The organism is Paraburkholderia fungorum (assembly GCF_900099835.1).
Classification (GTDB): Bacteria; Pseudomonadota; Gammaproteobacteria; order Burkholderiales; family Burkholderiaceae; genus Paraburkholderia; species Paraburkholderia fungorum_A.
The window spans coordinates 812,808-835,393 of record NZ_FNKP01000003.1 but is presented as its reverse complement, the minus strand read 5'-3'; the positions used below and the strand labels follow the sequence as shown (position 1 = coordinate 835,393).

14 protein-coding genes are annotated in these 22,586 nt (G+C 60.5%); 3 read left to right on the top strand and 11 right to left on the bottom strand.

Going from position 1 to position 22,586, the window contains the following annotated elements; translation table 11 throughout:
- Positions 1–7: 7 nt before the first annotated feature.
- The 8 genes from BLS41_RS32930 to BLS41_RS32895 form a co-directional block, all read right to left on the bottom strand.
- Complete coding sequence (locus BLS41_RS32930) at positions 8–334, bottom strand: hypothetical protein (protein ID WP_253189866.1); 327 nt, start codon at positions 332–334, stop codon at positions 8–10.
- Between the two features lie 413 nt (positions 335–747).
- Positions 748–2,106, bottom strand: coding sequence for a hypothetical protein (locus BLS41_RS32925; protein ID WP_074771944.1), 1,359 nt, complete (start codon positions 2,104–2,106; stop codon positions 748–750).
- Positions 2,107–2,124: 18 nt separating this feature from the next.
- Positions 2,125–2,901, bottom strand: coding sequence for an outer membrane lipoprotein-sorting protein (locus BLS41_RS32920; protein ID WP_074773347.1), 777 nt, complete (start codon positions 2,899–2,901; stop codon positions 2,125–2,127).
- 44 nt (positions 2,902–2,945) lie between these two features.
- Positions 2,946–4,124 carry an ABC transporter permease gene (locus tag BLS41_RS32915; protein ID WP_074771942.1) on the bottom strand — a complete coding sequence of 393 codons (1,179 nt, stop codon included), beginning with the start codon at positions 4,122–4,124 and terminating at the stop codon, positions 2,946–2,948.
- Positions 4,124–4,861, bottom strand: coding sequence for an ABC transporter ATP-binding protein (locus tag BLS41_RS32910; protein ID WP_083380195.1), 738 nt, complete (start codon positions 4,859–4,861; stop codon positions 4,124–4,126). Before BLS41_RS32910 ends, BLS41_RS32915 begins: the two co-directional genes overlap by 1 nt.
- Before the next feature lie 15 nt (positions 4,862–4,876).
- Entirely contained in the window at positions 4,877–5,911 is a 1,035-nt protein-coding gene (locus BLS41_RS32905) for a zinc-dependent alcohol dehydrogenase family protein (RefSeq protein WP_074771940.1), read from the bottom strand.
- Entirely contained in the window at positions 5,908–7,257 is a 1,350-nt protein-coding gene (locus BLS41_RS32900) for an aminotransferase class I/II-fold pyridoxal phosphate-dependent enzyme (RefSeq protein ID WP_074771938.1), read from the bottom strand. Before BLS41_RS32900 ends, BLS41_RS32905 begins: the two co-directional genes overlap by 4 nt.
- A gap of 38 nt (positions 7,258–7,295) precedes the next feature.
- Positions 7,296–13,631, bottom strand: coding sequence for a type I polyketide synthase (locus BLS41_RS32895; RefSeq protein WP_171910367.1), 6,336 nt, complete (start codon positions 13,629–13,631; stop codon positions 7,296–7,298).
- Between the two features lie 789 nt (positions 13,632–14,420).
- Between BLS41_RS32895 and BLS41_RS32890 the strand changes: the two genes are divergently transcribed.
- Together BLS41_RS32890 and BLS41_RS32885 are read left to right on the top strand one after the other, a co-directional pair.
- Complete coding sequence (locus tag BLS41_RS32890; protein ID WP_074771934.1) at positions 14,421–14,903, top strand: helix-turn-helix domain-containing protein; 483 nt, start codon at positions 14,421–14,423, stop codon at positions 14,901–14,903.
- 2 nt (positions 14,904–14,905) lie between these two features.
- Positions 14,906–16,237: a type II toxin-antitoxin system HipA family toxin gene (locus BLS41_RS32885; RefSeq protein ID WP_074771932.1), complete on the top strand. Its 1,332-nt coding sequence runs from the start codon at positions 14,906–14,908 to the stop codon at positions 16,235–16,237.
- A gap of 8 nt (positions 16,238–16,245) precedes the next feature.
- On the opposite strand, the gene nhaC is transcribed toward BLS41_RS32885, so the two are convergent.
- The 3 genes from nhaC to BLS41_RS32870 form a co-directional block, all read right to left on the bottom strand.
- Entirely contained in the window at positions 16,246–17,757 is a 1,512-nt protein-coding gene (gene nhaC / locus BLS41_RS32880) for a Na+/H+ antiporter NhaC (RefSeq protein ID WP_074771930.1), read from the bottom strand.
- A gap of 132 nt (positions 17,758–17,889) precedes the next feature.
- Positions 17,890–19,146: an arginine deiminase gene (gene arcA, locus BLS41_RS32875; protein WP_074771928.1), complete on the bottom strand. Its 1,257-nt coding sequence runs from the start codon at positions 19,144–19,146 to the stop codon at positions 17,890–17,892.
- A gap of 48 nt (positions 19,147–19,194) precedes the next feature.
- Positions 19,195–20,616: a basic amino acid/polyamine antiporter gene (locus BLS41_RS32870; RefSeq protein ID WP_074771926.1), complete on the bottom strand. Its 1,422-nt coding sequence runs from the start codon at positions 20,614–20,616 to the stop codon at positions 19,195–19,197.
- A gap of 812 nt (positions 20,617–21,428) precedes the next feature.
- On the opposite strand from BLS41_RS32870, the gene BLS41_RS32865 reads away from it, so the two are divergent.
- Positions 21,429–22,502: an AI-2E family transporter gene (locus BLS41_RS32865; protein ID WP_074771924.1), complete on the top strand. Its 1,074-nt coding sequence runs from the start codon at positions 21,429–21,431 to the stop codon at positions 22,500–22,502.
- Positions 22,503–22,586: the final 84 nt, after the last annotated feature.

Below are 22,586 nucleotides of genomic sequence, written 5' to 3'. Positions count from 1 at the left end.
CGGCTCCTTATTGACTCTTTTGCAAACCGGGCAAGACCATTTCAAACCAGATGGTCTCGATCACGGGATGCTGGATCATCGTGGGATTGGTGGCATACCAGTTATCGACGCCCTGACGCACGCTGTCGAGCGTTTGCCCCTGCATGCCTTTCGCAAAGCGCGGCGCGATGTCCCTGTTGGTCGCCTGGCCGTTTTTCGCATAGTAGGCGTTCTCTATATCGATCAGATTGGCAATGCCCACGAGATAGGCATTCTTGGCTTCAACCGTTGAGGTCGTCCATTGCTGGCCCGTGACGATCGGAATTTCATCCGCGCGGGCGACGTTGCCCATCATTGTGAACGTGAGGAAAGTCAGAGATAACAGCGTTCGCCATGGTGTTCTGGTTGCCATCGCTTACTCCGTGGAAGTTGTGTTCTCCTGCGATCCGCCACCGGGCACATTCGGCGGCATCGATCTGGTGAGCAGAAACATTTTCTTTGAGTGATGTCGGGCCGTGTCTCCTTTCGTGGTCTCTCACCGGGTCTGTCTGAATAGCGCTGCATCCGACATGGGCTAAGAAACAATCTATCTCCATGCTGGCCCGGCTAGTTGCTGCAGCGCCCGATTCAACTCCGGAAAAACAGCGAAGAAAAGGGCACGAAATAAAGTCTAGAGCCTTTTTCCATATTTCCAAGCCCATTATTTCCGACGAATCCGCATGAGAGAACCGCTGCGCGATGCACGGGTTTTCGCCAATCCCCTTGATGTCAATTCCAGTAGTACCGCAAACCACTTATCACGGAGAACCGGTAGAGCTGGGCAAACTCGGACTGCGAATTCCCCACATTCCATTGCCCGTATGCAAACAGTTCCGCTGTCGGGCTCAATTTGTAGTTGACCGACAATGCCAGATTACCGCCTCGTGGCGCGTCGAATGCCTGCATGTACCGTAGCGTTACATCGAGCTTGTTGAACAGATCCGTACGGCCCAATTGAACCAGCGCGTAACGTTGCCCGAGGAGACTCTGCTGCGGGTTAAGGGATTGCCCGAGCAAACCTGCCGCCGCTGCATTACCTGCTGCAAGCGCCGTATTGCCGGACTGAATCGCATTCTGATAAGAACGCCGTTCACCACTGCTGTACCCATCGCCGTTGTAGAGCAGTTCGAGAGTTTGGGTCCAACCCGAGATAAACGTGTAACTCGCGCCGAGCAGCGCACTCGTGCGAAGCGAACTGTCGCGTGTCTGATTTTGCAGGAAGGTCCAACCTGCCGGTGCCTGGGGCTGCTGTACGGCGAATAACGCATTACGCCCACGCCCCAACGACGCGTCGCCATAGAACAGCAGCGCATCCGACGCCGTCCATGTTCCATATGCGCCGATCCGGTCCACCCCGTTATCGCGATGCGACACCAGCGCGCTCGCCGACGCCGAATCGCCGGTCCAGTTGACCTTGAGCGCCGTCACGGGAGAGAAGTTTTCTTTTGTCGTATCGCGTGTATCCACGTGGAAGTTGCTGATCGCTTCAACGCTCCACGACGGGTTGATCTGCGCGCTCACGCGCACGATGTCGCGACCAAGCAACTCCCTGACCGGATCGGTCTTGCCCGTTTCCGCGAAAAAAGGGTTACTCGGCGACAGCATGATCGAACTGCCCCAAAGCAGTACGCTGCGGCCAACCTCGACATTGACCGGACCCGCCTGACATGACAGACGCCCTTCATTGAGGTAAGCGTCGGTCGACGTGCCGCTCGCGCCAGGCGTATTGCCTTGCCAGACGAAAAAGCCACGCGGCTTCAGTTGCAGATAACACGGATCGACCGTCAATGTCAGGTCCACCCGAGGAGCGAATTGCGCCTGCGTTGTGGGCAGCTTCGCGATCTGGTTATTCGGATTGGCAAGCGAGCGCGTATTGACGACGTACGCCGACGCGTAGCCGACCAGTTGCGTATGTTGACGCAACGTGAAGCGGCCCGACGACGCGTCGTCATCCTGCGCGTCGGCAGCCCGCACCGAATCCGGCATAACGGTCGATATCAGCGCGAGCGTGCGAAGCAGGCCAAGCGCGACACGCGTCGTTCCGACCGGCTGCTTGCGCGGCCGTCCCTTCGCCCTTTTCAGATGCATGACTTCGATAGCCTGCGATCAGGGGCGATTGAGTGAGCCGAGGTTGAACATATCCGCGCCGAATTTCTTCGTGGTGACTTCGCTGTATTGCAGCAACGAGAAGTTCGACTTGTCGATAGCGTCCTGAATACTCATCTTGCTGACAAACGGCTGCACAGCGCCGTCGATATCGAGTCGGTTCCCCATTTCGAACGAAGCCGTTTTGAAGATCTTCCCCGATACGGTGTAAAACTCGGCCTTGAGCGGCACGAGGCGCGACATGGACACGTAGTAGACGATCCGGTCGTAGGTCACGAACTTGCTCTTCGCGACCAGATCGAGCACGTACGCGTTTTCACCGTTCACCTGCTCGATACGGAGCAACGTGGCGTCGTAATCCTTCGCGTAGTTGGTGGACGCAATGTCGCCATTCGATGCAGGGCCCACCATTTTCTGTCGCGTCGAAATGGAGACAGGCTTGGTCAGCGTCGACTTGCCGAACCACATGCTGCGTCCGTTCTGCAACAGACGGCCACCCGCTTCGCGCGGCGGATAGGTGGCCTCGGCGAGACTGTCTTCACCGCTTGCGCGGACAACATACGTACGCTTGTCGATCGGTCCGCCCGAATCCTGGCCCGTAATGTCGATGGTCCATTGCACGCCATTGAGGCCGCCGCCGCGAGCGCGATCGCTGGCCGCCACGATCTGCGTCGCGTCCGGCGTCGATGTTGAATTGGCTGGTGAACCGGCCGCGTAAGTTGCACTGGCGAGCACCAGCGAAGCCAGCAGAAAAGCGGTCTTCTTTAAGAGCTGCATAAACGTCATACCTGATAAAGAAACAATTGAAGCGACCCAGCCGCTTAAACGAAGCTCAATGCATCGACCACTTCGACGCGCGTCGCGCGATACGCCGGATAGGCGGCGCACAGCACAGCAAAGAAGCTCACTGCCAGCGCGATGCCACCCATACGAATCCAGTCGAGGTCGACCTGGAGCAGCACGCGATCGGATGAATTGGGCGGCATATAGCCGATGCCAGAGGCGTTAATACAAAGCGCGGCGATGATCGTGACGATCAGACCCAATAGACAGCCGAGCAGCGCGATCCAGAATCCTTCGAATGCAAACAGCCTGACCACCCCCGCGTTAGTCAGACCCAGCGCGCGCAGCGTGCCGATTTCACGGGTGCGCTCGATCACCGCCATCGACATCGTGTTCGCCACACTCATCGCGGAGATCACGAGAACGATGCTTGCAATGAACGAGAAGATCATGTCGAAGAGGCCCTTCACCTGCGTGTAGAAGCTCGACATTTCCTGCCATGTTCTGATCTCGACATCGAATCCTGCAGCCCGCAGACGATGGCTCAGTTGCAGCTTCACCTGCTCGGTATTCATCAGCGACTGCGCGAGCGCGAGCGTGGTCAGCACATATTTGTCATTCGTGCCCGCGCTGCCGGTGTTGAAAATATCGACGACATCCGCATCGACCGCGTTGGCCTGGCCGTCGATAGTCGAAGCTAGCAGGCTGAAGGTCTCGCCCTTTTTAAGGTCGAGCAGCTTCGCGAGATCAGACGACACGGCAACGCCAGCATCGCTATGCGGATCGAGGTGACCGCCCGAATCGCCTTCGAGAGCCGCGCCGAGTTTGTCGTTATGGTCGGCAACAATGCCCTCGCCAATGAATACCGTCGACGCGTTGCCATTCGAAATCAGCCCGTTCAGACTGAGCCGCGGCGACACCAGTTTCGTGCCCGGCTCACGCAAAATAAGCGCGTCGATTTTCTTCGTTTCTTCTGGCGAAAACAGAAAGCGCTTTGGATGGAGCTTGCCTTCCAGCTCGAAGCCCCGTTTGAAGATCGTCAGATGTCCAAGCCGTTCGCCCATCACGGCCTGCTGTTCAAGCCCTGCATAAACATTGGCGATATAACCGCTAAACAGATTGATCGCGGCGAGCCCGAGGGCAATTGCGGCCAGCGTGACAAAACTGCGACGGCGGTTTCTGAACGCGTTCTTGAGCGCGAGAACAAGCGAATGCATCAGAGTTCTTCTCCATCTGGCAGCCGTCCGTCGCATAGGCGTATGGACCGGCTCATATAGCGCAACGCGCGCTCGTCGTGGGTCGAAAAAACGAAGGTCGCGCCGTGCGTCCGGTTGAGTCGCTGGAACAGTTGCATCGCCGCTCGTGTGTTGTCGGTGTCGAGGCTGGCGGTCGGCTCATCGGCGATAACCAGGCGAGGCTCGGTGATCAACGCACGCGCGATCGCGACACGCTGACGTTGCCCGCCGCTCATCTGGTCCGGGCGTTTGTGGTGATGCCCCTGCAGTCCGACTTCGTCGAGCAGTTCGCGAGCGCGTGCATTCTGCGCATGGCTCGTGCGACCGGCGAGGCGCAGCGGCAGCAACACGTTGTCGACTGCATCGAGTACGGGGATCAGGTTGTAGCTCTGGAATACGAAGCCAATCGACGATTGCCGGCGCTTCGCGTATTCCACCGGACTCAGGCGCGCCGTCGATTCACCCAACACCTGGATCTCGCCCGCCGACGGTTTGTCGAGCAGGCCGATAAGGTTCAGCAGTGTGGTCTTGCCGCTGCCGGATGGCCCGACAATCGCCAGCATCTCGCCGGCCTGGACGTCCAGGTTGATGTCGGCAAGCGCATGCACATCGCCATATGTCCTGCTCACGCCGATCAGGCGTGCAACCGGCGCGGCGCGCGCGGCTACGTGCCCGGCGTCCGCATCGTGCGGCGCGGATTCATGCAGATCGATACTCATGGATATTCCGATTCTTTAACGATGGGCGGCGACAGCATCGACAGGCGACGTGCTGTGCCGCTCGATGGGTCCGTTCGGCAGCAGAAAAACCTTGCCGCGACGGCCCGGTTCGTCCACATGACGCAACGCGTTGCCGATGGCATCGAGCGGATAGGTCGCTGCAATTTCTGCGTGGAGAACGCCGAGGCTCAGCAAACCGACCGCCTCCGCGATCAGTGTGTTGCGCTGTACTTGCGTCATGCGCGATAGCCATTGGGTCAACCAGAAGCCCTTCAGATTGATGCCGCCGAAAATGACTTCGTCGCAGCCGAGTTCGATCGGCTTGCCGGACAACATGCCGTAGTTGACGATCGTGCCGCCGCGCTCGAGTAGCTGGGCGAGCCTCGCAACGCCATTGCCGCCGACCGCGTCGAGCGCAAGCATCGCCGGCGCGCTGCCCATGACGTCCCGGGCAGCCTTGACCAGATCCGGACCATCGACGATGGCGGCATCACCGCCAGCCGCTTTCACTTCGTCGATCGCGTCAGGACGCCGCACGATGTTCAGCGTGCGCAGGCCGTCGTGCCGCGCGATCTGCATCACCGCGCGCCCGACGCTCGACAACGGCGCTGTCTGCACGATCCATGCGCCCCGCTCCAGGGCGGCGTGACGGCGCACCAGTTCTAGCGCCGTGCACGCGCCCACCTTGAGTGCCGCAAGCTGCAGCACGTCGAGTTCGGGCGCAACCTTGAACACCTGCGACGCGGCGAGACGGCGCTGCTGACACCAGTTGTCGTTACTGATCAGAATGACGCGGTCGCCCACGGCGAGGTCCGCCACCGAGGAGCCACAAGCGACGATCCGCCCGACCGCATCGAGACCGAGGGTGGCAGGGAGCTTCGGCAACTCGCCGTAGCGCCCCGCGAGTCTCGCCAGGTCGGCCGGGTTGATCGCGCAGGCTTCGACATCGACCAGCACTTCCCACGCCGATGGCTGGCCCGGCGACGGCACCTCGCAGCAGCGCGCCGCGTGCGACGGCGGACCGAAAACATCAAAGCGAATCTGCTTCAAAACAGCCCCTTGCTCGCCGGCGCGTTAGCCTTCAGTTCAGCAAGCAGACGAATCGTGCGATCGATCTGTTCACGCGTATGGGCCGTGTTGACGAAGAAGCGCAGGCGCGCGGCGTCGCGCGGCACTACGGGGAAAATCATCGGGAACGTGAAGATGTTGTTGTCGAACATCCGCGCGGCCATCCACAGCGCCATTTCCGCGTCGGGCAACATCACCGGAATCACCGCCGACCCCGCACTCGCCCCGACATTCAGGGACGCGCGCGCCGCCTGCTCGCGGAAGTAGTTGGCGTTCTCCACCACGCGGCGCGCGCGCTCCGGCTCGGCGCGCATGATGCGCAACGCGGCCAGGCCAGCCGCGGCGTTCGCCGGCATCGGCGAGGCGATATAGAGGCCAAGCCCCGGCGCGTAGTATTTGAGCATCGTGACCAACTCGCGGCGGCCGGCAATGTAGCCGCCGATCGTCGCGAACGCTTTGCTCATCGACGCATAGTGCACGTCGATATCCGCGCTGTTCAAACCGAAGTGATCGACCACGCCGAGTCCTCGCGGACCGATCACGCCCATCGAGTGCGCTTCGTCGACCATGAGTAGCGCGCGATGCCGCTTCTTGATCTCGATCATTCGCGGGATATCGGGAATATCGCCGTCCATGCTGAACACGCCTTCGGTCAGGATCAGCACGCGCTCGAAGTTGCCGCGATGCTCGACCAGCAACCGCTCCAGCGCATCGCAATCGTTGTGCGGGAACGCGAAGCGGCGCGCGCCGCTCAGTTTGGCGCCGACCAGCATGCTGTTGTGAACCAGTTCGTCGTACAGCACGAGGTCCTGCTTGCGCGCGAGATAGCCGATTGCCGCGACGTTGGTGCCATAACCGCTGACGCCGAGCACCGCGTCCTCGACGCCGAGCATGTCCGCGAGTTCCCGCTCGAACTCGTTGAAGACAGGAATCTCGCCCATGATGATCCGCCCCGACCCGGTCGACGTGCCGAAGTCGTCGATGGCCTGTTTCGCTGCGGCCTGCACACGCGGATCGCCCGACAGATCGAGGTAGTTGTACGACGAAAAATTGATCACCCGTCGTCCGGCGACTTCGACTTCCGCGCTGGCCACGCCGACATGCTCGCGGAACATGTTCCACTCGTAGCCCTGCTTGTCGTAGTACCAGCGCGTGTTCGCGTACTCGCGCAGTTCGGGAAACTGCGCGAAGTCGTAATGCTCGGGGCCCACCGCGACCCTGGCGGAAGCGGCCCGCGCCATCGGCGCGTCGTCGCCCGACGCGGCTGCGCCGCCCTGTTTGCCGAGCAGCCTGGCTCGCAGACGCTCGACGTGCGTTTCAGCAGTCATATTCGACACTCCTTGATTGTTTCAGACGCGGGCCGATATCACGCGGCCTGAACTTCTGCCGCAGCGGCATCGCCTTGCTCGCCCCATCCGAACGCATTCAGCGCCTTGTCGACGATCGCGCGGATCGTCAGGTCGTCGAGAATCTCGAGCACCGATACGCTGATGCCGAGGTCGCGTCCAAGCAGCGCCTGGATCTCGGTCGCCATCAACGAATCGACGCCCAGATCGAGGATCGGCCGATCCACTGGAATAGCTTCGGCATCGGTTTCCAGTTCGTCGGCGATCAACGACGCGACCAGGCTCGCCAGCACGGTGAAGCGCTCGACGGCGGGCACCTCGGCCAGTTCGGCGCGCAATACCGCGCCGGGGTCGGCGTCGGGGCGGGTGTCGGCGGCAATCAGCTCTGCGTAACGCGGCGACTGTCCCCCCAGCGTCTCGTAGCGGCTCCACTCGCTCCAGTTGGTGATCAGCGTGACGCCCAGTTGCGTGACGTCGCGCAACATCGCGCGTTCGAGCCAGCTCAGCGCCTCCGCCGATTCCATGCCGCGCAAGCCCATGTAGCGCATGAACTGTTCGAGCTTGGCATCGCGCGTTACCACGCCGACATCCGCAATCGCCCCCCAGTTGATGCTGATGGCCGGCAGTCCCATTGCACGGCGACGCCACGCGAGTCCGTCGAGAAAACCGTTCGCGGCGACGTAGCTGGCCTGACGGCTATTGCCGACCAGATTCGCGATCGACGAATAGAGCACGAAGTGATCGAGCGTCATCTCGCGGGTCAATTCGTGCAGCAAACGCGCGCTTTCAGCTTTGCTGCGCATCACGTCGAGCAGGTCTTGCGGGTTCAGTTCGGCAATCGGCTGATCGATGATGACCGCCGCCGCGTGGAACACCCCGCGCAGCGGCGGCGCCGACGCGGCAATCGTCGCGAACAGATCGCGCACCTGGCCTTCGTGAGCGAGATCGCATTTCACGCAGACCACTGTCACGCCGCGCTGACGCAGATCGGCGACGAACGCGCTGCGCTCCGGGGTATCGGCACCGCTGCGGCCGGCCAGCACCAGATGACGCGCGCCCCGCTCCGCCATCCAGTGCGCCGTTTTCTGGCCGAAGCCACCGAGGCCGCCGGTGATGAGATACGTGGCGTCGGGCGCGAACGTGATTGCTTCGTGCACGCGCACCTGCAATGCAGTGGATGCGTCGTCGAAGTGGACGATCAACGGCAAGTCGCTATCGGGCAGCGCGAACTTGCGGGTCGCGAGATCGACAATCGATACCGACAGGCTGTCCGGCGCGACGATTTCGCTCGTACCTGCACAGCTCACGGCCCGGCTGAGCGCTTCGGCGAAGCGGCCAGCACGTTGCGTCAACACCGACAGGTCCGCCCGCACGATCGACGAAGCCGACTGCGGCAGCGTGAACGCGCCGGCATGCGGGTCGGTGTCGATCAGAACGCCGCCTGCGGCGAGCGAGCGCCAGCCGAAGGTGTCGGCCCATGCGCCCATCGGCGCGACAATCGCGTCGAAACCTCGGCCTTGCGTGACCTCGGCAACCGCTGCTTCCAGCGCGTCGCAGCCCGCTTCGATCAGCTTGCAGTCCGCTGTGAGCTTCGGCGCAACGGTACCCGGCCGCGTCAGCACAGTGGTCTGAATGCCGCGCCGGCGCAACGCCGAGCTGATCGACAGACCCAACTCGTCGGCTTCGACAAGGACACGAGCGTGACGATCGAGATCCGCCTGCTCGACCAGACGTTCGGCAACTGCCTCGCGCGCCGCCACCAGCAACAACGGCGCTGCATTCGTGTCATCGGCTAGTTCGACCAGATGGAAGGTCGACCGCGGTCCGCGAAGGTGGCTGGCGAAGTCGGCGGGCACGAGGCCGTAGACCCGCTGCCCTACGCGCAGATCGGAGACGGCTGCACCAACCGCGTGAACCGTCGCGATCACTTCGACGAAGTTCTGATCGAGCGTGTCGCCGTTCGTGGTACGCAGCGCGCGCATCGTCAACGCGACGCTTTCCGTCTTTAGCTCGATTTCGTCGTCGCTCAATGGCAAGCGGGCGATTTCGATCAGCTTGACGCTGCCCGCGCCTTCTTCGTGTTCGCCGAGGCTGCGCACCTGGACCGCGCGGTTGGCGGTCAGCGCCACCGGCTCGATGCGCGGCTGGCTCAACACGGGACTTGCGACAAGGTGGCTGAAGAAGCGGCGTCCACGGCGGATCGCAACTTCGTCCTCTGGCGCGTCACACAGCAACTCGAGAATCGCGGCGTCGATATCGTGGTCGGTTTCAGTGGCCGGAACGTCGATGGTGGTAAAGCGCAGGCCTTCGAGTTCGTTGAACGCGACGCGGGCGAAACCGTTGAGCGCAGTCTGCGCGGGCTGCACGGGTGCATCGCCGTCGATAACGTTGAACGCATCGCGCGTGAGCACATAAGCACGCGGCCTTTCCGACACCGGCAAGCCCGCGAGATGACGTGTCACCGCATGCATCAGGAGCAGCGCCCCCGAGCCGGTCGGGTCTGCGCCGTCGAGCTTCGCATTCGCACCATGAACGAAGACCACACCATGCAACGCGCCGGCGGCTTGCAATGCCGTTGAAATATCGTCGTTGGAATCGGGACGCACGGTCATCCGTTCGCGTTGAATGCTGAGCGACGAAGCCGTGCTCAGTCGCGCGCAAACTCGCGCGCCGAATGCTTCCAACCCGGCGGTGAGCCGGTCGGCGAGCGCCGCTGTGGCGCGATCTTCGACGATCAGCCAGTGTCCGAGACGCTTCGGCTCGGACAACCGGCCTGCATCGGACCATTCGTAGCGCGGCATTTGCAGCTTCACGGGATCGCCGTATGCGTCCGTACGTTCGACCTTCGCCGACGACGCCGTCACGCGCAGCCCGCGGATCACCGCCAGCACGCGACCTGCATCGTCCATGATCGTCAGGTCGGCGTCGACATGGCGAGGCGTCGCGCTGACCTGCACGGCGTCGCACCAGTAGCGGTCCGGCAGCGCCGGCACGAGCAGGCGGAGTTCCCTGAAGCCCGTGGGCAGAAAGGTCGATTCATTGTCGTCGAGCATGCTGACGAGGACCTGGAAACAGGCGTCGAGCATGACCGGCTGAGCGTGATATCCGTCGCTGCGCAGAGCGGCATCACGTTCGATCAGTGCGAGCACGCGGCCGCCTTGCGGCGCGAGACGCAGCGACCGTACCGACTGGAACTTCGCCCCGTATTGCAGACCGATACGCGACAACTCGCGATAGAACACGGCGGGGTCCTGCTCGTTGGACAGCGCGGCTTTCAACGCTTCCAGATCGACATGACGGATTTCCGCCGACTGCAACGCGCCGACGCCACCAGTCAGATGCAGCTGCCCTTCTCCGGTCTTGCCACTTTCTACGCTGCGGATCGTCGCGCGGTTCGTGCCGCGTTCGTAGCTCGATACGTAGTCGATCGCGCGGTCGCTCGAAATGACGAGAGGCGCGCGAATCTCCACGTCGTTCAGACGCCAGCCGGGCGCGTCCGGATGCAGTAGCGCGGCGATTTCGAGCAGTGTCTCCACATACCCGGCTGCCGGCATGATCGACGTGCCGGACACGATGTGATCCTTCAGATACGCGAGGCCGTCGTGTTCGAGATCGTTGACCCACACGTCGTGCGCGGGGTATTGCTCGCAGCCGAGCATGGGGCGATCGGTCGGGCTGACACGCTGATAAATCGCGCGATCGGTTTCGAGCCACGCACGTTCGCGTTGCCACGGATAGTTCGGCAGCGCGGTAACGTGGCCTTCGCCATTGAGCAACGTCCAGTCGATCTCGCAACCGCTTGCGAACACCTGCGCAACGGTGCGATGCAGGCGCGCGCGCTCGGCTTCATTGCGGCGCAGCGTTTCGACAAGGCGGATTTCTTTCGCGCGCGCCTTGGCGCAATCGCGCAGCGCGCTCGACAACACCGGATGGGGACCGACTTCGACAAAAGTGGTAAAGCCGTCGTCAAGCAAGGCCTGAACCGCGTCGGCGAACGCGACCGGTTGACGGACATTTTTCGGCCAGTACGTGGCGCCGAACGAAGGTCCTTCGGCGCGGCGGCCGGTGACCGTCGAGTACAGCGGAACCTGAGGCTCGCGCGCGACGATCCCGTCCAGCGACGAAGCAAGCTCGGCCAGAATCGGTTCCATCAGATAGCTGTGGTACGGCACTTCCACGTTCAGCACGCGATGGAAAACCTCGCGCGCGGCGAGTTCTACGGCCAGCGCTTCGATCGCCGCCGTCTCTCCGGACAGCGTGAGCGTGGTGGGTCCGTTGATCGCGGCGATTTCGACGCGTCCTTCGAACGGTTTCAGCAGCGTGGCGACGGCTTCACGGTCAAGGCCGACCGCAAGCATGCTGCCGCTGCCTGCGGTAGTCGCCTGCAGACGGCTGCGCTCGTAGCACACGCGCAACGCGTCCGGCAGGCTCAACGCGCCGCTGACACAGGCGGCCGTCACTTCGCCGACGCTATGGCCCATCACCGCGCCCGGCGTGACACCTGCCGCGCGAAGCACGGCCACGATGCCCCACTGAATCATGAAGTTCGCCGACTGCGCGTGAATGGTTCGCGTGATCTGCGATTCGGCCTCGCTCTTCAGCATTTCAACGAGGATCGAGAAGCCGGCGATGCGCTGGAAAATCTGGTCGGCTTCATCGACCGCAGCGCGATACGCGGGCTCGTCGCGATAGAGTTCCTGACCCATCGCCCACCATTGCGGGCCCATGCCGGTGAACACCCACACCGGCAACTGCTGCCCCGGCGAAAGCTGTTGACCCGTGACGACCTTGTCCGATTTCTCGCCCTGCTGCAACGCGGCCAGCGCGTCGAGCAATTCGCGCGCGTCAGCACCCAGAACGACCGCGCGATGGTTCAACGGGGCACGGTGTAAAGCAGCGGAATGCAGCAGATCGGCGACTTGCGCGCCGGGCTTCGACAGACAATCCGCGTAACGTTGTGCCAGCGCCTTGAGCGCAGCCGGGCTACGCGTGGACAACGGCAGATACAGCGGGAAACCAGCGGGACGCGCCGACGCCGCAACCGCTGCTTCGCGCGTCCCTTGCGGCGCCGAACGCAACACGACGTGTGCATTCGTCCCGCCATAGCCGAAGGAATTGACCGCCACGAGGAACGGCTCGTTCGGTTCGGCCAGCGGAATCGATGCATCGGCGAGACGCACGCCCAACTCGTCGAACGCAATGCCGGGGTGTGGAGTTTGCAGATTGCCGAGCGGGAATGCCTCGCGATGTATCAGCGAGAGCACGGCCTTGATCACGCCGACCACGCCCGCGCCCGCTTCCAGATGCCCGATATTGCTCTTGATCGAGCCCAGCACGACACGATCGTCGCCATGACGGCCCGCGCCATAAACCGATCCAATCGATGCCGCTTCGAGCGGATCGCCCACCGCCGTGCCCGTACCGTGACACTCGACATAGCGCACCGCGTTCGAATCGATCTCGAAGCGCTCGCAGACCTCGCGGATCAGTTGGCTTTGCGCCTGCACACTCGGCATTGAAATACCGGGCGTACGGCCGTCCGAATTGACGCCCGCACCCGCGACCGTCGCCAGAATGGTGTCGCCGTCTGCAAGCGCTTTTTCCAGCGTCTTCAGCAACACGATGCCGCCGCCTTCGCCGCGGCCGTAACCATCGCCGCGCGCGTCGAAGGATTTGCATTGGCCGTCGCGCGAAAGGAATTGGCCCTTGCTCATACCGATCGAAAACTCGGGACGCGTCATCACGTTCGCGCCGCCGACGACGGCCATGTCGCAGTCGCCCGACCAGATGTCGCGGCACGCATAACTGAATGCAACCAGCGACGACGAACAGGCCGTATCGATAGAAAGACTCGGTCCGCGAAGATCGAATGCGTAGGACAGGCGGTTCGCCAGCATGGTCATCATCATGCCGGCTGCAGTGTTGGCGTTATGGCGCGTGCGGTTGGCGACCTGCATCAGCGTGACCATGTGGTCGAGCATGAAGCCGCCAACGTAGACGCCGACCTTGCTGCCCGCATGCGCAGGCAGGTCGAGGCCGGCGTTTTCGAACGCTTCCCAGATCAGTTCGAGCAACAGGCGTTGCTGCGGATCGAGATTTTCAGCAACGCGCGCGGGCAGATCGAAGAAGTCCGCATCCATTGAGCGGACGTCCTGCGTGAGAAAATTGGCCTGGTTGACATAGGCCTTGCCCTTCACGCTTTCGTCCGCCGAATAGTAGCGAGCCGAATCCCAGCGATCTGCCGGAATGGGACCTGCGGTGACGACCCGCTCACGCAGCGCAGCCAACAGGGAATCAGGATCGTCCAACCCACCAGGAAGGCGGCATGCCATTCCGACCACAGCAATATCACGCATGTGCATTTATTCTGGATAGATGTTAAAAATATGTGCTCTTTAAACGCCAGCGCATTTGCGATGAGCTGCTTTTCCCCGTGCACATTTACTCTTCTGTTCGACACTCATAAAACTCATTCCCTGTGGAATTCATGTTTTATGTTTTCCTTCATTTCACAATCTCAAAACCAAATCCCATTTCGCGTTTTCATGCTCAAAATTTAAAATGCGATTTTTCGATCACTCATTGCAGAAATTTCTTTGGGTAATTTAAGGCAGCGTTTTCGTGGTACGCGATGATTCGAAAACCGTAACGCCATGGGGCCTTCTGACTTGAATTAAGGTCTATCGCGTTATCGCCCGGAGAGTGTCTTTTCTTTCAAATTTCATTCAATTCATACGAATTTATTTAAATAAACTTATCTCTTAAAAACTCATCTTCTTTATTTCGCCGAAAGAATACGGTTGAGGTTAATTTACAAATATCAGACAACTCTGAAAGGCCCTGATAAGTGAAAGAACCAGCGAAACTTGAAGAACCCTGCTGCGGGCGGTGTATAGGCTCAGATGGTGATCCTGTCGGCTTGGGAGATGACTGCGGAGCAGCGAAGCAAGGGGCGAATTTTCGTTGACCGTTAGTTGCAGCTATCGTCTCGCGATACTTGCCGATAGCTGGTCGAGTACGGCGGTTGGGCAACACCGCTTTTAACAGCCTTTAGGTTGTATTTTTACAATACAGCGTATAGACTGTATAAATATTTAACAGGCTTTAACCTGTTATTGTGTCGAAACACGAGTCGGAGATCTGCTGTGGACTACCCCATCAAGACGCTGGGCCAATTGAGGCCGATTCTGCAAGGCTTCCGCAAAGCTGCGGGACTCACGCAGGCCGGCATGGCCAGTCATCTCGGCGTAACACAGCAAACCTATGCGCAACTCGAAGCCAATCCCGCCGCTGTCAGTGTGGATCGGTTATTCAGGGTTCTGCGGGTGCTTCAAGTCGATTTGACGCTCATCCCTCGCGCGGCCGGATCGCCGGAAAGCGACGTCGTCGCGGAAGATACGATTCAATCGACGTCCATCGCGCAGGCTCCACGTAAAACCGCTGCTACGCGCTCGACGAAGAAAGAGCCAACGGCAACGGCGCGCAACGCAAAGGGCAAAGCCCAAGCTTCGCGCGATGAGGAAACTCCGCAAGCCACGTCTGCCCGCGCTAAAAACACGAAGGCAAAACCCGCTCTGCGCAGCACCGCCAAGCCCAAAAGCGTCGGCAAGAAACGGGAGGACTGGTAAGCATGGCGCGAAGCACGCATCCGAACCGCCTGAACCTGTGGATGAACGGCCTTCAAGTCGGCCACTGGGAGGCCACGCGCGGCGGCGAGCGCCTCGTCTATCACGACGACTGGATCGACGATCCCCAAGGCCGGCCGCTTTCGCTATCGCTTCCTTTTACGCCGGGTAATCAGCCGTATCGCGGCCAGATCGTCGCGGACTATTTCGACAACCTGCTCCCCGACAGCGAGCCGATCCGTCGACGGATCGCTACACGCTATAAGACCGGCAGCACCGCGCCGTTCCCCCTTCTGGCGGCGCTCGGGCGCGACTGCGTCGGCGCTCTTCAGATGTTGCCGCCGGACGAAGCGCCGACCGATCTCGCCAGCATCGCCGGACGGGTACTCAGCGAAAGCGAAATCGCCCAGCTTCTGCGGGGAACGACCTCCACGTCGGCACCAGGCCGGGACGATCCATTGGAAGACCTACGTTTGTCCATCGCGGGCGCGCAGGAAAAAACCGCGCTTCTGCGGCATCGCAACCGCTGGTTGTTGCCCGAGGGCAGCACGCCGACCACGCACATTTTCAAGCTTCCGCTCGGGCTCGTCGGCAATATGCGCGCCGACATGCGCACCTCGGTCGAGAACGAATGGCTCTGCTCGCAAATCGTGGCGGCCTACGGGTTGCCCGTCGCCCGTTGCGAAATCGCGCGATTCGACGATCAGAAAGTGTTGATCGTCGAACGGTTCGACCGCCGGCCGTCCAGCGACGCTACGTGGATCGTGCGACTCCCACAAGAGGACATGTGCCAGGCGACGGGCACGTCGGCGCTACACAAGTACGAGGCCGACGGCGGACCCGGCATCGAGGCAATCATGGAAGTGCTGTCCGGCTCGGAGCGCGCGACAACCGACCGTCGCAACTTCTTCGTCACGCAGATGGTTTTCTGGCTGCTTGCGGCAACCGACGGCCATGCAAAGAACTTCAGCATCGCCCATCTGCCAGGCAGCCGCTATGAGGCCACGCCGCTTTACGACGTGCTGTCCGCGCATCCGATTATCGGCACGGGAACGGGCCGCCTCGCCGCACAGAAGGTGAAACTCGCGATGGCTGTGCGCGGCAAGAACGTCCACTATCAGCTCAGTCAGATCCAGCGGCGGCACTGGATTGCGCAAGGGCAACGCGTCGGGTTTTCCGCAGCCGACATCGACGCGATGATCGACGCGCTAACCGAGCGGACCGAAGCAGTGATCGAAGAAGTCTCGTCGTTATTGCCGGAAGATTTTCCGATGGATATCGCCGGCTCGATCTTCGAAGGGATGCGGCGGTTGAACAGGAAGCTGATCGGCGAATGAAAACGTTCTCAGCCCAAGTGCGTGTCGTCGTCCGGTTTTACTAGCGCGGGGTCCGTCGCAATCTGCTCCGGCGTGGACGCGGTAGAAGCCGGTAGGCGCGGCATGCGAAAGCCGGAATACGCGATTGCAATCGTCAATAGCGGGCTCACAAAGCAGAACACCGCATAAGGCGCGTAACTCAGCGTGCTGACACCTAGCGTCACCGCCATATACGCGCCGCAGCTATTCCACGGAATCAGCGCGCCGGTGGGCGTGGCGGCGTCGCCAACAGCTCGCGACAGCACGATCGGCGCAAGGCCGCGCTTCGCGAACGCGGTCTTGAACATCCGCGCCGGAAGAACCACGGCGATGTATTGATCAGCGGTAACGACATTGGTCGCGACGATCGCTGCGACCAGGGAAGTGATCAGTGTGCCCGTCGTTTTTGCGCGCGCGATCACCGGCGCAATCAGCCGCTCGAGCACGCCGCATTTTTCGACCACGCCGCCGAACGCCAGCGCAGTGATGATCAGCCAGATGGTGTTCAACATGCTGTCCATGCCGCCGCGCGTCACGAGTATGTCGAGTTCTGCGTTTCCCGTCGACGCCTTGTAGCCACTCGCCAATGCGAGCCACACGCCCTTGAGAAGCGCGAGCCAATCCGGCACGCCCTGCTTCGCGGACGCAAATTCGATCACGCGTTCGGGCGTCACGCAGACGGCGAGCAGGCCACCGGCGAGTGCGCCCAGAAAGATCGCCGTGAACGGCGGAATCTTGAAGATCGCCAGCGCAATGACCAGCAGCAGCGGCAGGAACAGGACCAGCGAGATGTGAAACGAACCGCGCATGGCGGCAATCTCGGCGCTTGCATCGAAGTCGCCAGGTTTGCCGAGAAAGTAGAACACGCCGAGCGTGACCGCCAGCGCCACCGCCGAGGTCAGAAACATCTCGCGAATATGTCGATACAGATCAACGCCTGCGGCAGCCGCGGCGAGATTCGCGGAATCGGACAAGGGGGAGGATTTGTCGCCGAAATACGCACCCGAAATCACCGCACCAGCCGTGATCGCCGGACTCAATCCCATGCCGTGCGCGATGCCCATCAGGCCAATGCCGATCGTGCCGGCAACGGTCCATGAACTGCCGATACTCAACGACACGAACGCGCAAATAGCGGCAGCAGTAACGTAAAAGTAATTGGGGCTGAGAAGCTTGAGGCCGTAGTACACCATGGCCACGAGAGTCCCGCTGAGCGCCCAGGTGCCGATCAGCGCACCGACCGCAAACAGGATGAAGATAGCGCCGATACCCGTGCTGACGCTCGCCACCGCTGCTTCGCCGAGCGAGGCCAGCGAGTGTCCGCGCCGCCATCCGATGAACACCGCGATCATCGTGGCGACCACGAGGCCGACCTGGTTCGGGCCGCCCGCGCCGCCATCGCCGAACAGGTAGTAGGACAGGCCCACCAGCACAACCAGGCTGGCAACCGGAATGATCGCCTCGATCATCGTGACCGGTTGAGGTGATTCGGGCCTCTTCATTTAAGCTTGTCCCCGTATCGGCACACGCTGCGACTCGTCGCGATCACTTCGGCAACGTTGGCACCAGCCAATCGCGAATGCGTTGCTGCCCGCTGACGCATCAGCGGGCAGCAACGTCAATCTTCCGAGGGATTAATAGTCCACCGGATCGCGCATGATCGGGCAGGTCATGCAGTGACCACCGCCGCGACCCCGGCCGAGTTCCGCTCCGACGATCGTCACCACCTCGATACCTTCCTTGCGCAGCAGCGTGTTCGTGTAGGTGTTGCGGTCGTACGCATAGACCACTCCCGGCGACGCGCACACCAGATTCGCGCCGCTGTCCCACTGCGTGCGCTCACGCTGATAGTCGCTGCCGCCCGCTTCCACCACACGCAGTTTCTTCAGACCCAGCGCTTCCGCGACGACATCGACAAACGACTTCTCTTCGCGATGCAACTCCACGCCGCTCGGATGACTGCTGGGCCGATACGAGAACGTGCGCGTCTTGTTCATGAAGTCCGGCGCGAGCAGCACGCAGTCTCGATCGGCGAAAGTGAACACCGTGTCCAGGTGCATCGCCGCGCGAATCTTCGGCATGGCCGCGACGATCACGCGCTCGGCCGCGCCCTTTGCAAACAGCGTGGCGGCCAGCTGGCTGATCGCCTGGCGCGAGGTCCGCTCGCTCATACCGATCAGCACGACGCCCTTGCCGATCGGCATCACGTCGCCACCTTCCAGCGTCGCGAGCCCGTGGTCCTGGGTCGGGTCGCCCCACCACACGTTGACCTTGCCCGCGAAGTCGGGATGGAACTTGTAGATCGCCGTGGTAAGAATCGTCTCTTCATGACGCGCGGGCCAGTACAGCGGATTCAGCGTGACGCCGCCATAGATCCAGCAGGTAGTGTCGCGGGTGTACAGCGTGTTCGGCAGCGGCGGCAGCAGGTACTCGGTCGAGCCGGCGGCTTCCCGCGCGACTTCCAGTGCCTTGCCGCCATGTGCTTCCGGAAAATCGTGAGTCGATAAGCCGCCAATCAGCGTCTCGGCCAGCTTGCGATTGTCCAGCCCTTCCAGATAGCTGCGCAGTTCATCAATAAAACCCAGCCCGACCTGGTTCGGCACCACCTGGTTGTCGAGAATCCATTTCTTGCCTTCGGCCACCGCCACCGTCTCGGCGAGCAGGTTGTGCATCTCCAGCACTTCGACACCACGATCGCGCATCTTCGTGACGAAGTCGAAGTGATCGCGTTTGGCGTTTTCGACCCATAGCACGTCGTCGAACAGCAATTCATCGCAGTTGCTCGGGGTCAGCCGCTGATGGGCAACCCCTGGCGCGCACACCATCACTTTGCGCAGTTGCCCGACTTCGGAATACACACCGAACCCGTCCGTTTTCGCATCTGTAGCCATGACGATCTCCTGAATTCCGGCCTGAGCCGGCTGTGTTCAATTCGCGTACTAGAGCGTAATCATTCCTGTCGCGAGACCATAAATACCAATCACCGCACCGATGATGGCAACGATAAAGATGATCCAGTCCACCGACGTGAAAACGGTCTTGGCCTGCTCGCGCCGCGCCCAGATATACAGCGCCGTTCCCGGTGCATACAGCACAGCGGAGAGCAGGATGAATTTCAGACCACCCGCGTAGATCATGAAAACCGTGTAGATCACAGCGATGGTCGCCATGGTCAGATCACGCTTTCGCTCCTCCGGACGCATCTGATAACTCTCACCGCGCTTCGACAGCATGAAGCCATACGCCGCGACGAAGAGGTACGGAATCAGCGACATCGCGCTGGTGAGGTTCAGCATCAACGCGAAAGCGTCGCGTGAAAAAAACGTGCTGATAACGAAGAGCTGGACCACGATATTGGTCAGCCACAACGCGTTGGCCGGCACCTTGTTGGCGTTCTCCTTCGCGAAGATGGCCGGCATGTCTTTGGTCTTTGCCGCAGTGAACAGCACTTCGGCGCAGATCAGCGACCACGCGAGGTAAGCGCCCAACACCGAAATGATCAGACCCACGCTGACGAAAATCGCGCCCCAGTGGCCGACCACTGCTTCGAGCACCGTTGCCATCGACGGCTGACGCATGCCCGCCACGTCCGCGCGCTGCAGCACCGCATACGGCAGCATGGTCACGAGCACCATCAGCGTAGTGACAGTGATGAAGCCCAAAATCGTGGCCTTACCGACGTCGGTACGTTCTTTCGCGTAGCGCGAATAGACGCTCGCCCCCTCGATCCCTAGGAACACGAACACGGTGACGAGCATGGTTGCACGCACCTGCTCGAAGAGATTGCCTTCGAGCCCTCCACCGTAGAAGTTCGCGCTGAACAGATCCATCCTGAACCCAAATATCAGGATGACGATGAATACCAGGATCGGGATGATCTTGGCGACGGTGACGACACTATTAATAAAGGCGGCCTGCTGTACGCCTTTCAGGATCATGAAGTGGAAGAGCCAGATACCCACCGAAGCGACGAGAATCGCAACGACCGTGTTGCCCTCGCCGAAAACCGGAAAGAATGCGCCGAGTGTGGACTTGATCAGTACCCAGTATGAGACGTTGCCGATGCAGCTACCTATCCAGTAGCCGAAGGCGGAGAGAAAGCCGGGATAGTCGCCAAAACCTGCTTTGGCGTAAGCGAAGACACCTGCGTCCAGTTCGGGTTTGCGCTCGGCAAGCGACTGGAAGACCCGCGCCAGCATATACATGCCGGTTCCTGCAATCAGCCACGCGATGACGGCACCTAAAGGCCCCGTGGCATTAGCAAAAGTCCGAGGTAAGGAGAAAATCCCGGCTCCTACCATTCCACCCACCACCATTGCGGTGAGCTGCATCTTTGACATTTTTTGGGCTGTGGAAGCCATCCGGATTCCTTTTTAATTAGCCTGCCAATTACCTTCGCGACGCATTTCGAATGTAACCTGTCTCTCTCACAACTCATCTGATCTGTGTCGCCGAAGCTGTCTGCAAACGACACATGAAGAAAAGAATGGTCTGTCCGGGGGCTTTTGTCAAATGATCGCCGGATTTAACAAAACGGCCACTGCGCATGCGATTCGGGCGTCTCCCGGGAGTTTCCGTGCTTTCTTCTACCGGCCGTTTCAATCGATTAAGGGTATTCGCTCATAGGTTGTGGGACTTTGTCGGTTGGCAAAAAAGTACGATCCGAACGTACCCGGCGTTTCGATTTTTAAAGGTGTCTGGTTCGAAAATTGCTCCACGGCGAGCCGGAATTAAACAGCGAAAACGGGTAAGGTCAAAGGTCGGTACGTCGGCCTTCGTGGCGATTTTCTAAATGTTAAAAATGCGTCGTGAAGTGAGGATTCCAAAGACAAATGCTGAACGGGAAAGAAGCACTTTCGCATTTCAAAACGCCGCGGGCTTCTATGACAGACGAAGTGCGGTTCTGCTCAAAACGAATGACCAGATGGCCTTTCATGACAAGCCCCCACCCGACGTGAGCAAGCGATTGCGTTGGCGGCCGTTTTTAGAAGTCATGTTTCTGTGCGACTATCCTTCGTGGCGCTGAACAGCTACCTGTAAGGTATTCGTACGACGGCGCGTCAGCGAAGGCCTGCGATATCAAAGCATGTACCGCGCCGTTGCATCACCGCTTACATCGTTTCATTGGCGATATCCCAGGAAAAACAGTTCGCAGATCAATGGAGCATGACAGATGACCGACCGATTGCAGGCTTCCGTATGCGTTGTCGTGCTAATGCTGATTGTCGGCTGGGTGCTTTATATCGGGCGTGCAGTGTTTGTGCCCATTGTATTCGGGGTCATCGCGGTCTATGTGATCGTCGGCTTCACGCGATTGCTGCAGCGCATTCCTGTGATTGGAGAGCGACTGCCCGTGCAATTGCGCTATGCGCTGTCCGTGTTTCTGATCGCCGCCGGCATATTCTTCGCGGTCGACATGCTCGTGGCGAACTACGATGCGCTCATTGCGCTGGCGCCGCGCTATCAGGATTCGGTGCTCGCGCTGATCCAGAAAATTGCTGCGTTGCTGCATCTGGAAAATGAGCCCACGTGGGATTCGCTACGGCGGGACATGCTGGCCCAATTCAACATCCAGGCGCTGGTGACGGGCACGCTGGCTTCGTTGTCGTCGGTGATCATCAATGTGTTTGTCGTCGCGCTGTATGCGAGTTTTCTGCTTTTCGAACACCGGACGTTTGGCGAAAAACTCGAGAACATGGCGGCGAATGCGAGTAACGCTGCGCGCGTGAAGAGTGTCGTGATCGACATCAACCGTCGCATTGGCGCTTATCTTGCGCTAAAGACGCTGCTTGGCGTGGTGCTCGGCGGCGTGTGCTGGGGCGCAATGCGCGGCATGGGACTCGAATTCGCGGGGCTATGGGCCGTGTTGACCGCGCTACTAAACTACGTGCCCTATATCGGCTCGGTACTCGGCGTTCTCTTTCCCGCACTCATGTCGGTACTGCAATTCGGCGACCTCAACGAAGTACTGATCGTGGTGATAGCGCTTACTGTCATTCACTTCCTGATCGGCAACATTCTCGATCCCTATCTGATGGGTAACTCGCTGAACCTGAGTCCGTTTGCGATTCTCGCGAGCATGGCGATCTGGTCCGCCCTATGGGGTATTTCCGGCGCGTTCCTCGCGGTTCCGATCACCGTCATCGTAACGATCATCTTCTCCGAGTTCGAGATGACGAGGCCGGTTGCAATTCTTCTATCGAAAAACGGCAGACTGACTTACGGCGGGAGCGCGCCGGTCGCCTGAACCGCACGCTTTTTCTTATTGAAAAAAAAAACCCCGGAAGCGGGGACCGTAGTCCCGCTTCCGGGGTTTCGCTTATTACCAGCC